This window comes from Clostridium magnum DSM 2767, assembly GCF_001623875.1.
Lineage (GTDB): Bacteria > Bacillota > Clostridia > Clostridiales > Clostridiaceae > Clostridium_AM > Clostridium_AM magnum.
This window is the reverse complement of sequence record NZ_LWAE01000018.1, coordinates 32,746-50,716: the sequence shown is the minus strand read 5'-3', so window position 1 is coordinate 50,716 and position 17,971 is coordinate 32,746. Positions and strand designations below refer to the sequence as shown.

The window sequence follows — 17,971 nt, the reverse complement described above, 5'->3', positions numbered from 1 at the left end:
AGATATTGTTATATTACGTTAACTTGGGAGAACTCAACTGCTCTTATACTCAGAGATAAGTATGGTGGATGAATAAATAAAGAAACCAAAAGGCGGTTGAGTAGTCGGATTATATTCACTGATACATCTAATAAATAAAGAAATGCTAACTAGTTGTCATAATGAACTTAAAGCAAATAAAGCCGCAGGCATTGATGGCGTAACTAAGGGCAAATATTTGAACAAGATTTTATAGATAGTTCCTTTGGTTTTAGACCTAACAGAGGATGTCATGATGCACTTAAAATACTAGATATATATCTTAGTAAAAGAAATGAAAATTTCCAGTTTTAAACCGTAGGCTTGTTCTTATACTTGCCACTTCGTTTTTATTTTTAGTATGTATTATTTTCCTAGTTTTTATAGTATATAATCCTTGAAAATGATTACACTACAAATCATGGATTGTTTTTTAGATATTTATGCTATATAATCTAATTAAAGTATTGTTTTACAAATTATGTATAATTGTTATGCATTTATAGTGTATAATCTAGGAAAAGAAGAATTTTACCAAGTTTATAGAGGATTAAAGTGGAACAGATAAACGCATGTGAAATATAAGATTTGCGCAATGATATTAGACTTTTTACCTTGGGAAAGTGAGCCGTGATTAGTAAAGTGAATATTCATCCAAGTGATCTTCTTGACTGTAGTTTAAAATCTAATATTAAGCGATATCATAAAAGAAATTAAAAATTATAAAAGGGGGATTTAAAAAATGTCAACTGAACTATTTATTCAAAGTACAAACTCTAAGGGGACAACCTTTGGTATCGATTATGTCACAGGAGATAAGATAGGTATTAGCTACGATACGCTGCCAAACAATATGCCAAATACATATGGCAATTATATTGCTCTATGGCAAAATACAGATACTATTCCTTGGAATCAGGAGCCGCTTAAAAAACAGATTATTGACACTAATACGCAAAATGGCAGTATAGCATTCTCAGGGCTTGAAATTACCAATCAAAGCTATATCATAGGATATGCGGTAGGACCAGAAAAACCTTCTCCTCAACAAAAATATGGTAATATTTGCTCCACTGCCTTTATCCCTGCAACAGGAAGTCAATATGAATACTTCTATGCGAATCTTACACTTACAAGTCACAAGCCTACCTCGGTGGCAGTTGATTTTCAGATTCCAGTAGGTTCCATGCCTATGACAAATAAGGCCTGGTTAGGTATGTGGCGTAGTTCACAGGCTGCGTATAATAACCCACCTGATTATGCAACACCTGTAGATGTTGATGCTGAAACTGGCACCGTAGCTTTTAATGATATCAAGCTTCTCCGAAGAATGACTTACACGATTGCCCTATTCATGGATGGCTGGCAGGGAGCAGGAAAGCAAAATGGTCAGACAACCATGGCTGCTACTTTAACATTTACCAACGAGTAGATCTCATTATAACAAAAAGCTCGTACTATAGATGTGGGAGCTTTTTTGTTTTAAAATAGGAGGAGAGATTATGAGTTTTTTTACACAGCGGTTTGTTAAGCAACTCTATGTAGCCAATAAAGATGCTTCCGACAAGGGGGTTCTCTATTTTATTCTTCCGGAGAATGTGGAACCACCAGGCAATGAGATTTCTCTTGCTGGGGCTCTTACTAATTCAAAATTGGCTGGATCTTTTGTTTTTGTTGATCAGGAATCTAAACTTGATGATAAAACTGCTCAAGGATTTGTTGATAGCATCAATAATGTAATTGCACGTTCCACTGCCCGAGCAATAGCTTGGTTAAAGAACCCACTTGAGATTACCCCACAAAATGTTTCCGTGATGGGACTTAATGATAATGGTACTCAGGTAAATGCAGGTGTTCAGATTCCTATCACTTCAGGTCTGAATCTTCAGGTTTCAGCAGGAATGAATTTGACACTAGATCAGCCCCAAAATACACTAATATTAAGCGGTGCTCAGATTCAGTTTTCAGGTCCGTCTACACCCAAAGCACATGTTGTAAAACAGGGAACCCTTCCTTTTTCAGGGCAGTCTAGGGGTTGCTTTCTTTTCGACATGTGTATAGAACGTCAGTCTCTCAATGATAAACTCAATTGGGGCTTCCAGTTTTTTTTCCCTTATAAGAGCGATAACCAATCAGACAATATAGTGTGGATGCCTTTTGCATCAGGAATAGAACCTATATCTACAGATATGATCGAGTTTTTAATAAGTATTGATCCAAACGATGTTTTTAATTCTCTCTATCCTGACAGTACCTTTTTCAAATTTACCGGTAAGAATTGGGATAATACTTCCACAGTGCTTGCTTCCTATTATAGGACAGTTTTTGGTGAGCCAATTAATCTCCTTCCAAATACTTTAGGGCAGGATGATGATTTACAGCTCGCTAGGTTGTTTTTTTCTCGTGGAGTTCCTCAAGCAACCGATAGCAGTGATTTTCATTTAAGTCCGGAAGGTGATTTTGTTCTGACGATAAAGGATGCTGAGGATGGAAAATTATATGATTTGGTATGTGGTCTTTCTGGAACTGAATATATTGGATTTCAGCCAAAGTCTACTAGTTATGCAGGCGACAGATTACGTTTTTATTCTCGCAAACCAGCCTATGCATCAAACTATCCATTCAAGGAAGTTTCTCCTATTGGTTCACCTATAGATTTGAATGGGAGACTTTTGGATGGTACATACCTGACTTCTTGGGCGACTGTAGTCCGTGCACCAGATGCTACTGGACTTATTCCATACATAGCACAACCTAAAGGAGCTTCCCTATACGGTAGAGATGAACTCATCTTTAAGAGTTCTAGCACTTTATTTGGGCATAAGGATCCAAGTATTGGTTTATCTGGCAATGAGCACCCATTTCCCTTAGTACCTTATGCGGGAATGAAAGCAGGGAATGGTATAACTTCTTTTTCAAAGGAGCAGATTGAGGACTTTGAACATCAGGTAATCGGACCAACGAGGCGCCAGGCTATAAGTGATGCTGATTTTAAGTATGCATCTTCAAAGAGCGTATGTTTAAAAGGTACAATAGAGGAAAATAGTCAGAGTTATAACACTGCTACACCTATGGGATTACTTGCTACCGTTGGTTCGGAGGGCAGATGGACCAAGATTCTGCTAGCACAGAACTGCAAGCCAACTAATAGGCAGATGTACTTATCTAATCCTGATATGGAATTGCAGCAGGCATTTCAAACAAATCAACTGTTTCTTGTAGCTGCCAATTCAACTCACCTTGGAAATTTGGCTGGTGATAAATCCGTAAGCGATCCGGCATTTTACAACCAAATGAATATTGAGGATTGGTGTCTTCAAGCTGATGTGGGGAAAAACAACAAGTATAATGATTACAGCAATATCCTTATTATAAAAGGGAGAAAAGGTGTGTTATTTGACCCCACCAGTGATCAGTCTAAGAAAGACAGCTTAGTCTCTAGCCCAGACAAATGGACACAGCGGCTTTCATTTGCCGCACCAGTAATAGAGGAAAATAGTATACCTGATCCTGACCAACTGGTAATTCTATCTCAATGGCTTAAGGATTTTTTTGATGAGGCTAGTAAGCAAACAGATTCTAAATATTTTCAAAAATTCAACAGTATTGCTCGTGATCCCAACTGGACGGGGATATTAATTCTAAAAATGAATATCGCAAGCCTTCCTCATGATTTGACTGGCATTACTGCTGGGGTAGAGGCACTGGATCGATTTAACGCTCATCATTTTGGCATTGAAATAAGTCAGGTTCAAAACGATCCGGAAGCTTCGGATATTGACCTTAAAGATTCCAGTTCTATGTTTGGACTTATTTATTACAACGATCCTGAGTTTAAACAACCAGAGTCTGGCAAGCAGGTTAACCCTGTACCTCCTCCTTCTGGTGCTGATTATAACTTTCGTCTCCTGACTCTCAAGGTTCTGTTTGAAAACACTGAAATCAGAGACTTTGAGAGCTATGCTCAGCTCACTTTAAATTCTCTTTTTGGTATGAATGCAGTGGGGATGGGGGAAGAGGGAAACTCATATAATACAATTATACTTAAGGGCAGTTATCAGAACAACAATGGACATCCTGTTTATAGTCTTGGCAGTATTGGCGATAATTTCTTTTATTATAACAGTAATGTATTCAACAAGATCGAGATTACCAGTGCCCAGATGTCTATGAGAAATGTAGCTGAATCCCAAACTCCTGTTTCTTGGTTTGGTCTTTCGGGTTTTCTGGATTTTAAGATTGTTAAAAGCCAATATGGGGCTTTTGATGTGCTATCCTTCGGCAGTGAGACTGATAGCAAGCAGACGCGAAGGGGACTTAGTTTCTCTAACCTTGGTCTTGAGATGTTAGGAAATGATACAGCGTCACAAAAGATGACTTTTATAACTGACGAGATAAGATTTGATATTGCTGCCAGCACCCCCCGTGCTGAGAGTCTGTTTATCAATTTCGCTATGGATATTGATGGGCTTATGAAGGGCACTAAAGATTCCAAACCATCTGATGCAGGCTATTTGCCTGTGATTACTGATGCCACTTTAACTGGTGTTGACGGCAGCACGTGGTATGGATTGAAATATCGACTGAATATGGGGACTCCGGGGGCTTTAGCAGGCAAGGCGGGTCTTACCTCATACCTATTGACTGCGTGGACACCTGAAAGTAACGGCGAAGGAGCGTACAAGGCTCTGGTTGGTCTTCAGCTACCTGGAACTTTTGGAGATTCAAAATTGATTAGCATTCAGAATGTGCTCAAGCTGTCTATTGGTCAGTTACGTTTAACTTTTGACCAAAGTAAGAGTTCATTTCTACTGATGTTTACCGAGATCGCACTTAAATTTCTGGGTTTATTGAAGATACCGCTAAATGGGTCAACTTTGTTTTATCTTTTTGGGAATCCGAAGAGTGGAGGTAAGCCTTCGGGGCTTGGGTGGTATGCAATGTATAGAAAGGATAAGGCGGAAACTGAAAAAAAGTAAAAAAAGAAAATAGGAGAGGATTATTATGAGCTTATTTGGTAACGTTGTTGGCACATTAATAGGTACTGCAAATAAGGAAAGTTCAGTTAGCCTTGAAAAAGGTGTGGCACAATTTAAGGGCAAGCTTAATAGCCAGGAAAAAATTCGTTTTTTCGTAGAAGGTTCCAATGGTTCTGGACACCAAACAACAAGTGTCCATATAATGTTCCGCCTAATTTTTGGCTTTGAATATTTTAAGGCTATAGAAGTCTACTATGAAGAGAGAGAAGGCGCTGATAAGCCAACGAAAGATAAACTGATAAATTTGATACCCGGACTTACAAATGATAATTTCAACATTGGAATTAAAATTGGTCCTGGTCCTGGCGATGACAAAAAAGCTACTATTACCTTTATCAAATTTGATAAAGATACACCACCTGTCAATAAAGTAACCTGCGGATTCACGGGAGGCAACGATTTAGAGGGAAATTTTGCTAAAAAATTGAATGCAGATTATTTTTTGAGGCTCCAACCGCTGGATTGGAAAAATACTCCTAATGAAATTGAATTTTTAGATGAAGCAAGAGAGAATGTTGTTCTTTATGAAATTAAGAATAAAACATACTTCTATGGTATATCCAATCTTGCAGCAGAAGATTGGGAGCCAATGAAAGCTTCAGCGGCAGGATTAAACAAAAGAAGAATCGAACTTGCTGAAATACTATTTACAAAACTCACCGCAAACGACATTTTTATCATGCCTGTGTATGGTATCCGTGATGATGGTAAAATGCAAATTGGAGATAAAAATAATCCTGAGATTTTTATGTTTTCACTTCTAGCACCTTTACTTTCTTTGTTAAAGGAAAATGAGCATTTTTTTCAGGATAAGAAAGTGGTGCTTGTTTCTTTTGGAGAACTCACAGAAAGTACGTTTGATAAAATCAAATTGGGATGTATAGAACTACTTCAAAAGTGGAAAACAGAACAAGAAAAGGCTCGTGATGAATCAACAAGACCTTCACAACGCACATTCAAGCGTTGGTGTAACAGAAAAGTTAATGTATATATTGGTGCGATAGAGCTTATTCAAGCATTATCTTTGAATTTAGAAGCTCTCTTCGTTAAAGAAGGCACTACCATTGAAACTTTATCAACTTTAATTAACAATAATCCTAAAAAGGTACTTTACCTCCAGCTTGGAGGTGTACCATCACTTGCTTTTGATTACTTCTATTCAAAGGCAAATCTTCCTACTGTATTTGAAGGACAGGGTACAGCAGCTAAAGCAGCTTGTTATGGAATACCGTATCTGCAATTAGGTAGATTTGGGAATACAGATAAATATCCCAAAGAATTAGATGGTGTTGGTAATGATGGTTTTAACAATTTTCATAACTCAGTTGAAGCTGTGCTTAATTCATTCCCTACTGAAGGTAAATTGGATGATTTTGTTACTTCTTTTAATGGAAATGAACCAAATCTTGTAGAACAATGCAAGAATTACTCTAAAAATAAGGTGAATATAATAAGCGATTTAATCAAAGATTCTTTACCAAATGCACCAATAAATAAAGTTAAGCAGTATATGGCTTTGCTAAAAAATCAATTAGGTAGCGAAGAACAAGACAAATTGCTTCTAGCAATCATTAAGTTGAATGAACAATTACCTGCACAAGAAGTTCCTCATATTGAGAGTTATCTATCAATAAATAACCTTGCTGCACTACAACAAACACCCTTAGAGGCATTACTTAACCGTCTTAATGGTTGTATTTCTCCAGACAAATCCCTCAGGCTGTTGGATGCATTATCTTCTGGACGAATGAAAGATTTCTATACAAAGATAATCGTTGATAGTAATTTACTTATTAACAATGCCTCTGTAACACCAGTTTATAACTCTAACAATGTACTAACCAAAATTGCTGTAGCGGGAAATACAGAGTGTTTTGGACTATCAATGAAAATCAACTCATTAGATTTTACCGAGACTCCTACTGGATTAATGTCCCATGCAGAATTCATATGCTTGCAAGCAAATTCAACGTGGGTGCTTGATGGAGTTCCATGGATTGTTCTTGAAAATCCTGGTTTTAATATTGACGCATTTGATCCTCCTGTACCAGCTTCGGGGAAAATATTTGGTACTTTGAAGTCGCCTTCTGTAAAGTTAAGTGTTGGTTTCCCCATTTGTACTCAATGGATAATTAAAGGTCAAATAGAGAAACCTTACCCTAATATATCCACAGCATGTCAGTTGCTAGGAGGAATAGATATAACACAGAGTCTCCCATCGCCTTTAAATACTTTAGCTGGGCTTGGAATAAGCGAAATCGAGGTAACATACAATCAGATAAATAAAAATATAAGTAGTTTAAAGGTTGTGATTGAGCCGAACAATGAGACAAAGTGGGAGCTATTGCCTGGTACTTATGTTAATGAGTTCAAAATCGAATTATCGATCTTAAACCCAGGGAGCCTAAATAATAGACAAATTGAAATCAGTGTTTGTGGGAATGTCATTATTAGCAAAGGTACTATAGGAATCTATATAACGTATCCTAATTTCTCCGTATTTGGTAACCTCTATTCTGGTGAAATCATTTTGAGCGATTTACTTAATGCCTTTGCACCAAGCAGTCAGGTTGACTTACAATCCAAAGTAACACAGTTTGGATTTTCAGTTGAACCAAAGTTTTCTTCTTATTCCCTTAGTGGCACATTGGAAACAAAATGGCCTATAACTATTAGTGAAAAAACAATTTTCGAACTGGATAATCTGCAACTTCAAATTCAAAATTCAAATGATCAGAAATTTGCGATGATTGGTGCTGTCACTACTTTATTTCCGAACAAACAAAATGAAATTATTCTTTCTATAAGCACTTCATGGCAAAGCAAGGATCAGAATATAATATTTGAAGGTAAGCAGACCAGTGGTGTGGTACCTCTTGTTGACCTATTAACCTTTTATTTAAGCAATGACTGGAAGCCTGATGTATCCTATGATATAGACGGTTTGGGCTTGACTATAGAGACTAAAACTAAATCATGGAAATTCACAGGTAAGACAGCACAACCTTGGAAAGTACCTTTTATTCCAGAACTTACTGTATCAGCATCCCTTACAGCAGGCTATAAAGGGAAGACATTGCAACTTGCTTTGTCAGATTCAACAATGGAACTCATAGATTTCGAGCAATCGGTACAGGGATATTTCGCACGATTGGAAACAGACTGGAAATGGGAGAGTATTGATATTAAGGTATGGTTTGACTACAATCCACAAGTTAAAACCTTCGGGTTTACTTGGGGACTGCTATCAACGGAGATTGAAAAAGATACAAAGGGTGAATGGATTGGAACTCTTAAACTTACAGAAGGCTTCACCATAGGCAGCATGGTGGAAGAAATGGTCAGTTGGATCACAGGTTCTCGCTTCAGTCTTGGATCACCATGGAACATACTGGACAGCATCAGTTTAAGTGGTCTTGAACTGGTATATAACTTTACCCAAAAGAAAGTGAGCTTCAAAGTTAATATAAATCCAATCAATCTGGGCTTTGCTCGTATTGACAGCATCGGACTGAGTTACCAGTCCAACCAGCCAAATCCAGAGGACAATGGTGTTATGGTAACATTAAATGGCACTTTCTTTTGGCAGTCAGATCCAAGTAAGCCAATTACCTGGGATGCCTCCAAACCAGAACAAACACCAGCCCCTTCAGGGAATGGTAACAAGTATCTGGATCTTCGACTTTTGGCAATGGGTCAACATGTTACATTTGAAGGATTTAAAACTGCGAATACTGTGAAGGAAGCTATTGCCTGCATGGCAAAAATGCCAGACCCAGAGCCAGGTAAAATACCAGCCATCGAATTTGACCCTGAAAGCTTGTGGCTCTTTGGTGCAGATTTTGGCATACTCAAGCTGCAAGACTCTGAAAATGGAGACAATAATGCACTTGTACCAAGAGATCAAGCTCAAAAAGTTGCTGAATACTTTTTGAACTTGCAGGTTGTGTTCAACGACCCGTATCTTTATGCAATACGGATTGCACTAGATGGTAAACCTGCAAAGATATTCAAGGGTCTGGATTTCCAGATCATGTATAGGCAGATCAGCGACACTGTAGGGGTGTATCAGAGTGAAATCACACTGCCGGATATCATGCGTCATCTTTCAATAGGAGCCTATAGTATCACATTGCCAGTATTTTCTATTGCCATATATACAAATGGAGACTTTCAAGTGGATGTTGGATTTCCTTGGAATCAGGATTTTTCACGTTCCTTCACCATAGAAGCTATCATACCTCCTGGAATCCCGTTAATAGGGTCGGCAGGATTTTACTTTGGAAAACTCTCCAGTGCCACCAGCAATAAAGTGCCAGCAGTTACAAACGGTACTTTTAACCCTGTACTGGTATTCGGACTTGGTATGCAGGTTGGTTTTGGCAAGTCTGTGGAGTATGGAATATTAAGTGCAGGATTCAGCCTTACAGTGGTTGGTATTATTGAAGGGGTAATTGCAAAATGGAATCCATACCAAATCACCGATGGAAGCGATGATCCGTCTCAAATTCAAGATTCATATTACTACTGGCTCCGTGGTACACTTGGCATTATAGGAAAGCTTTATGGAAGTGTTGATTTTGGCATTATAAAGGCAGATGTAAATGTTGATATAAAACTATTACTGCAAATTACTTATGAGTCCTACGTCTCTCTCATCATGAGTGTAATTGCATCAGTAAATGTGTCAGCCAGTGTCAAGATTAACTTGGGTCTTTTTAAGATCAAGATCAGTTTTAGCTTCTTTATGAGGCTGAAAGAAAGCTTTACTATAGAAAACAGCGGCACTCCACCATGGCAGGTGAAAAACAATTATGCAGAATCCCTTTTAAATTCTCCTGCAGATAGACGCCTTAGTGTCCATCGTGCGATGAATATCTATGAAATTTTACCTGAGCCCAAATGGGAAAATCTCAAAGCTCCTGTACAACCTGAAGTCCTTACAGGCTACTTGGCTCCGGCACTTACTATAGCTCAGGATGAGTGGCTGAATAGCCAAGACACAAAAAATCAATTGCCATGCTATGTTGCTATGTTGTTCATTGATTCAGTACCTTCTGCCGATCAGGACTCACACACTAGCCTTCTTAAAGCTATAGGGCAGGCAAATGATAGTCCTTTTGAAATACTCAGCAAGATGGTTCTCCGTTTAGCTATAGCAGCAGTCCAAGAAAAACCTATGTCGGCGGATGAGGTTGATCAATTGGTGGTTAGAGATATCGACCTTACCAACTTGCTAAATAATATACTGACCAGCACCAATGATAATCCTACACCTATCCCTCTCACTGCCATAGATTCATTTTTGTCTCAGCAGTTCCAGCTGATTATTCAGCTGCCGCCAGATAAAAATGCCGAAGTAGATACTACTTATTTTCCTATGGCTGCAAACCTTAGGATCAATATTCCAAAATACGGGGAGAGTTATCCGGGGTACAGTTATTCCTTTGCAGACTACAACGGAATTGATACTACGGCACTGAAAGATTTACGAGAATATTTTGATCAGTTGGCTGTTCAGGTTCAGCAAGAGATGGGAGAGCAGAAATATGAGATGCTGGCAGAAAACAATGCTCAATCCCTGTCCATGGCTGGCTGGATACTATCAGATTATTTCTTGCTCATTGCTAGACAAATGGTGCAAGCAGCTCGGGAAGCACTGCGGGACTTCAAATATCTTGTGCAAAGCGGTCAGACTGCAAATCAGATAGTTCAATGGTTAACGATAATGGGGGACTTACAGGTGACCATGCATATTCTTTAAGCGATCTTTTTATAGCTAACCCGAATCATGTACTTTCGAAGGGGAAAAATATTACAATAAGGAATGCTTGTTACCAGACACAAGTTTTAGATACATTTGATTCTATTGCAGATATGAAAGTTTATGCAAATGGTTTTACATCGGCTCAACTTGCATCCCAGTCAGAAAATGCAGCAGATGTAAATCTGCTCAGGGCTGGTGCAAAAATCATTTACTCAGGCAAAGAACCTTACATCGTAAAGACTTCCGATAGCTTAGATAGCATCGCTAAAGTACTCAATGTCAGTTTGCTTGATCTTATAAACAATAGCAATCTCCTATCCCTTGAAGGAGTGCTTATGCCATCGGTCACATTAAAAATTCCTGAATTTATTTACTGTACTCAGGAAGGAGATACTCTTCTTGCTATTTCATCTTGCTATGATATTACACTGCAAGATCTGGCAGGTGAGAGGATTAATGGAGATATACCTGACTTATTCAGTTCTAGCAAGAACAACTGCATAGATATACCTCACTTAGTTCAGTTCAAGGTAAAAGAGCTGATTGCTGAAGTGCAACGTTCCTTTGGGATTCAGCACCTTTCTGGAATGGCTTCTCGCTACTATCTGCATGGTATGCGTTTACCAACGAAAGGTATTACACCTAAAAAGTTTGGTATGTGGGTTAAGGATGATGGTGGAGTACTCAAGCTTCCAGCAGAGGCAGGGCTATATGCACTTACAGGTCAGCAAATCCCTTTGCCAACTAATATACAGGGAACGGATTTTACCATTACATTAGATCGTTCTGAAGGTCCGGCGTGGCTATTGTTTAAGACAAATAATCAGCCTACAGATCAGTTATCCATCAGTATAAAACCTGATTCAGATGACACTAAACGTATTAAAGCAGTAACTGATTATGCACAATCCAATCCTCTTGACACAGGGCTTTTACAGCTTGGAGCAGAGCCTATGTATCAAGATGACTTTGTCAGTTTTCCCCTTACCTCAATGGTAGCATGGCAGAGTGCTGATACCGTACAACTGCCCTATGGAAATCCACCTGCTGCTATACCGAGCCTTAAGTTATGGAAACTGCCAGATGCAATGCGGAATTTGCCAGATCTGAGCACAAGGGCTGTCAATCCTAAGTTTAAAATACAATTAGCACACTATGATGAGGCTGCAAGTGCTATGGTGAAAACGCCAATCACCTACTACGGTTGGGCATCAACGATTGCTTTTACTGTGAAAAAAATTCCACAGGTTTCCACTAGCCCCACAACAAAGAGCAGCTATGAAATTGTTGGTGCCGGGGGCAATGATATTGTATTGATGGAACGACTGCTTGGGGAGATTCGGGGTAATGACTTCATCTTTAGCAACATCCTTCTTGCGTATCCTCCAAATAAAGCTGGCAATTCACCAGAGGGAGTTCAGACCGACTCAGCAAAGGCAGTTACTATGGGAATATCACAGGTAAATCTATCTACAGAGACACGGCCACCAGTAAATGGAAGGGATATGTTGTTTGCTTTAGATGAAGAAGCAAGCCCTCAAGGTCTTCTCAACAAGCCATCAGAGTTTATTCGTCTGTTATGGGAAGCCAGCATTACACGGTCTGGAGGTTTTTATCTCTATTACTATAATGCAGATCAAAAGTGTGGATTACCAGATAGAGTATTCAATGACAAAGGAGAAGCAGAGCTTACACTTATTGTGCTCTACAATAAAGATTCAGTTGAATCAGAGCAAAACCGACTTACCAGTTATATGAATGCAGTGGCTATAGGGGAGAATATAGATACCTCACGAGCTGTTATTTTTGCACAGGCAGATCTACAGATTACCGAGTTATCTGTCACTGGAGACGAAAGTTTGGCAAGTCTGGCTTATAGTTATTATTCAAATGTTAGCGATTTGACTCAGAAGAATGAAAACATTATATTGTCAAAGGGCAAGAAACTTATAGTCAAAGAGGGTGTTTATCAGGTTTCTCCACAGGGAATTGGGCCAGGGGGCAATTTATCACTTATTGCATCATACTTTGGAACTACTGAACAGGCCATCAAAGAGGCTAACCCCCGTTGTACTAAGTGGTTAAATCCATTGCCACCTTATACAGCCATTCGGCTTCCAAAAATTGAAGTAACTATTGGTTCTAGCCCAGGTGGTAACACGCTAAACAGCATCGCCAAATATTATGCTGAAAATATGACTGCCTTGGCAGCACATAATCAGGATATAGAGGGATTGTTTGCTATAGGTCAACAGATAATAATACCAGAAGGTTCCACTGTACGTAGTGCTACAGTATCTCCAGGTGTTGTAGCAGTATCGGCCTCCAGGTCTGTGCCTGCTGAAACGCCTGATGATCCTTCAGCTCAGGACTTTGCTCGTACCTTCCTTCTCAATAACTATAGCTTGCTCAATTACAGAGTAGTAGACAATGCAGACTTTATAAGCAGTAATATGGGTTTGCCTGCTGGGCCTACAACAGAACCAGTAGATCCAGAAAATAGCGGCAAAATAATGATACCTAAAACACTAGCTGCAAATGATACTTGGAATTACAAACAGGCTCTGCCTTATCCGAAGTTTGCTAAGGTTTCAAGGCAGTTGGAGGATGATCTGCCTGATTCAACACAAAGTCCGTATATTGGCATAGGGTATTTATTGCAGGTAAACTTTGAATGGCAGGATCTTTATGGTAATACTTTAGTAACATCACTGTCTAGTCCTCAAAAAGACCATACTGGACCACTGAATCAATCGCCAATACTGCTAGGGTATACAGATAGCATCATCGGGCCTGCTCAATGGCCATCTGTTTCAATGGGTTGGCAGGTGATTCTTGAAAAGAATAGAGGTACTCCTAAACTTCAATTGCAGTTTAGCTTTGATATAAGCCGATATGATGAATCAAAGACCGAATCCTGGCAGGAGAACGCACACAAGGATCTACAGCTTTACACAAGGCTCTACTACCAACTTAACGATCCAAATGGTATTGCGTATACTATTGAAACAACCCTGCTTAGGAGTTCTAAATCTTTTGATTCAAAAGGGTTGCTTGATTGGCTCTTTTATGGGAATTCTATCTATAAATTTCTGAAAGATCGTGCAATTGGCGGTACAAGTGTTCCTGCTCCGCTTGCAAATAATCTTATTGACCAACAGATTGATCTAAGTCAGGTGAACGAAAACCAGATTTTTGAGTTGAGCCTTGCTTTCCGTATAGAGCGTATAGGAGGCGTTGTACTGGGTGATTTTGAGACTACACCTGGGGTAAAACAAACAACCACTGTAGTTGCGCCTCTTACCCAAAAGTTTGATGACAACAACACATTGGGGCTGACTCAATTTGCACAAAACTTTCAAGATGCACTCTCAAAGCCGGGGGTATTCCTTTTGAAAGTGGCAACAGGTGTAAACCGTACTCGAATCTCTACTGCTCAAAAGGGTAGTACTCTGTGGGCAGTACGCTTAGCTATTGGAAGCGATCAGGGAATATCATATACTATAAATAATCCTGCGGCTCCTGCTATTTTTGCACCTCGACCTATTTCAAACAAATTGGAAAGCAGAAACAATGTTTTTATATATGATTACACCACAGGTAAAGGCATTAGTCCTAATCCAAGCAGAGAACTTAAGTTTGTGGATATTGATATGGACCTCTGGGGCAAACAATTCTTTTCTGCTATCGACAATGTACTTAAGCCTGAACTTACTGCAGCTATCCAAATTGTGGATAAACTCAAGAACAAAGACTACCTCAAACAGATACTTGACCAGAAGAAGGTACTTGCAAGCATCATCAAAAAGTGGATGGTTGCGGTGTATGAGGATGATAATACTGATTCAGTAAATGTTCAAGAAGTTTTCTACCAGCAATTGCTATCCCAGCTGTCAAATGCGTACACAACCAGGGCGGCAATCCAGTTTGATGCAAAGGTCAAAGCAGACAAGATGAAAGATACTGGTGACTACAAAACACCCCGATTGTTTGGTAATGTTGTACAAAAGACAGATACAGACTCAACCAATGATAGTGAAGGCAATGACAAAACTGACAGCAGCTTATCGTTAACCTCACCGAAGCTTAAGCTTGAGAATGGCACTAATCAGCCTATCCCATTCCTTTTAACTGCACCTGAAATGGTCAGAAATGGAGAAGGGGCAGTTTTACCAAACATAAAACTCAACTTGGTCTTAGATGGAACTAATATAGAACATCAAATTGGGCAGGTACCTGGTATTGAGGGCTATGAGGCATCAAGTTGGTTAAACTTTATAATTCAGGAAGAAAAAAATCCTCTTTTGGCAGATTTGGGAGGGTTTGAGGTGCCGCTAGTACTTCGTTCTTATCCTACCAGCCCTACAATAACATCTCAGTTAGGGGGGGCTGCAAAACCTGATGCTGCGGAATTAAATGAGCTTACTCTGTGGGACTATAGTTTTACCTATGGGCTGCCGTTCCACTATCCGCAGGATCGTGTTTACTGTGATGTAGACTTTAACATAGCTGAAGCTATGAGAGCCTTAAATGGTATCGCTGATGCATTCAGCCAATTAGCTCAATTCATCACAGTTTTCCCATCAGTAAAAAAAGATATTGAAGAGATTCTTGCTGGTATTGATGCAACAACTACCGATAAGACCTGTATTGATAATGCCGCTGTTGCCTTAGAATCCTTTATCAAAATAGTTAACGATGTATCTAATGCCTCTGAAGACAAAGGATTTACCATGCTTGAGCACTTCAGAAGGTTTACCGGCACAAGTGTTCCTTCTTACAATTTCAGTATTCAGGAAAAAACAGCTCAAATTGAGGGTATTGATGCATTACTGGTAATTATTCATGGTAAACCACCTTATGGTATAGATTCGCCAAAGGTTTTGGTTGAGCCGGAAAATTACGAGATACAGTCTTATTCTGGTGCTTGTGAAGGTGATTATTGCTACTGGTACAAGAATAAGAGCAACGATAAGCCGCTAAGTGCTGCGAAGGGTCAAATGATAACAGGGCGCACAGTCCTTTTGACTGGTATGGATATCTTGCAGAGACAAGATGCTTGGGCTACGGTCTTCGTTCGTCGCAACGAAGAGCTGGTTTCTGGTAAAAAAATAGATTCTTCCTTTGTGTATACCAGTCCAGATGTACAGTTTTCGAATCCTTTGCATCCGACCATTGATACCAGCAAGGAAATTGACATTTCCAAAATCGGTTCAACGGAAAATAAAGCCATAACGAGGTCTCTTGAAGCTCACCTTCAGGCTCTCTTTACAGCTTTGTTTAAGAACAACGGGGAGTCAGAGTTAACTTTCCAGGTAGAAGTTACCTATGACTACGCTATTAATAAGGATCTCAGTGCGATTACGTTACCTGTTTTGATGCAGGCTCCACTTAGTTTTAATGTAAAGGGTCCTAGGGATGGAGACAGGAATTTAGGTCAAATGATTAGTGATTGGACTAGTAGTATAGAGCTATGGTTTAATACACACAAACCATTAGGAACATCCGGCATTCTATCCTTTAATCTATCTATAATGTCTAATTTGACCAAACAGCCCATGCCGCTTATACGATTGCGTAAACTGTATCTTCCTATCCAGTATATACAACCATTGTTGTCCACTATGTAGAAAGGTGTGAAAATTTATAATGACGTTATCCTTTGTGGAAATATCGAATAAATTTTTAATTGTGAAGTTTTATAAAAAATAAATCATACAGAGCCTGGGGGTTCCCCAGGCTTTTTTCATTATATAGGAATTTTCTATTTTTTTACCTTAAAAAATGCCCGGTAGGGCTTGATAAAACTTATACGAAGCTTTAGATAACTAAGTAATATCAATGTGTAGCAAAGTAAGCTGCTGGCAAATAGTTTTTGCTAACAGCTTTTAATCTATTCTAAATATGAATTTTATCAATACCTTGAGGATATTCACTTAAAATAAAATCCACAAAGCTCTTTACCGATGGTTTTTTACATGATTGAGTTCTATAAGCCATAACTGTTTTTTGTAGCAAGAGCTGCCCTTGTGAAAAGCAAGCTCGGCTCGTAAGCTTGCCTTCGCAAAGGTACCACGTTCTACTCGCAATTTGTAGAAATATGAAAAGTTGTTCATTTATAATTAGATCTTTTTACTATTTAAAGGATGCCATATATGCTAAAAGTGCATCAAAAATATTAGATATGCTAAGAGGTTATAAATATGATGGCTTTGCGACCTACTGGTTCTAAAACTTTACTATATATAGAAATAAATTTTATATTGAGTCTAAAAATAAGCTTCCAACCCATGAAGCTGAAGACTATTATTATAAGTTTAAAAACACCTACGTAATGGTGGTTTAATGTAAGTGATAGAGAGCATTTAGAAGCCTATAAAAAGCATAAATTTTATCATATACCAGTTAAAAGACTGTCTAATGTTAGGTTAGGTGTTGAATATATTGCTTTCTATGAATCTAAAAAAAGCTTTGTAGATTCTGCTGGAATACATTATTATGGGAAAATAAAAGAAGTTAAAAGATATAAGAGAAGAGATTGTGTTGAAATTCCTAAGGGAAGAGGAGAGGATGAAGAGGAGTATTTAAGATTTGAGTTAGATGAAATACTTTATTTAAAGCCTATAGCTCCTGTGGAATATGGTGTGGAACTGATAACTTATACTACTATGTATCTTTAAAAAAATGCGGAGACAGTACATGAACTGAGTTTTAAGAATAATAGTTAGATAGAAGTGTATAAGATTTTGAAGAAGATATGCAAGATAAATGGAATTAAGATAGTAAGGTTTAAAGATTATTTTCTATTGAAAGATATAAAAATATATATATTGCCATATTAAATCATAAGAATAAGCCCTATAGGAGAATAAAGCCTGATATTGTATTAATAAATAAGAAAAATAAAGATGACTATATAATTATTGATACAAAAAATAAGGCTTATGGAAATAAGAAAGTATATAACAAAGATATTTATCAGCTGTCCTTTTATGGTATGTATTTTTATAATATGTGTAAACATAAGGCAAATATTTATATTATATATCCCTAATATAAGAGGCATGACTCTGAAAGTCTTATAACATAAGTTATGCATTCCAATACATGTTGCTAAAGTAGTATACTAAATATAGTTAACTTAATT

Annotated in this window: 5 protein-coding genes; all 5 read left to right on the top strand. The window is 38.3% G+C overall.

Going from position 1 to position 17,971, the window contains the following annotated elements; translation table 11 throughout:
* Nucleotides 1-760: 760 nt before the first annotated feature.
* The 5 genes from CLMAG_RS29700 (at nt 761) to CLMAG_RS35145 (ending at nt 17,878) form a co-directional block, all read left to right on the top strand.
* Nucleotides 761-1,450: a hypothetical protein gene (locus CLMAG_RS29700; protein ID WP_066631112.1), complete on the top strand. Its 690-nt coding sequence runs from the start codon at nt 761-763 to the stop codon at nt 1,448-1,450.
* Nucleotides 1,451-1,520: 70 nt separating this feature from the next.
* On the top strand, nt 1,521-4,997 hold the full coding sequence (locus CLMAG_RS29695) for a hypothetical protein (RefSeq protein WP_066631110.1): 3,477 nt from the start codon (nt 1,521-1,523) through the stop codon (nt 4,995-4,997).
* 25 nt (nt 4,998-5,022) lie between these two features.
* Complete coding sequence (locus tag CLMAG_RS29690) at nt 5,023-10,821, top strand: hypothetical protein (RefSeq protein ID WP_066631108.1); 5,799 nt, start codon at nt 5,023-5,025, stop codon at nt 10,819-10,821.
* Nucleotides 10,773-16,454 carry a hypothetical protein gene (locus CLMAG_RS29685; protein WP_066631106.1) on the top strand — a complete coding sequence of 1,894 codons (5,682 nt, stop codon included), beginning with the start codon at nt 10,773-10,775 and terminating at the stop codon, nt 16,452-16,454. Before CLMAG_RS29690 ends, CLMAG_RS29685 begins: the two co-directional genes overlap by 49 nt.
* Before the next feature lie 1,175 nt (nt 16,455-17,629).
* A complete protein-coding gene (locus tag CLMAG_RS35145; protein WP_139264278.1) occupies nt 17,630-17,878 on the top strand; it encodes a 5-methylcytosine restriction system specificity protein McrC in 249 nt (82 codons plus the stop codon).
* The last annotated feature ends 93 nt before the right edge of the window (nt 17,879-17,971 follow it).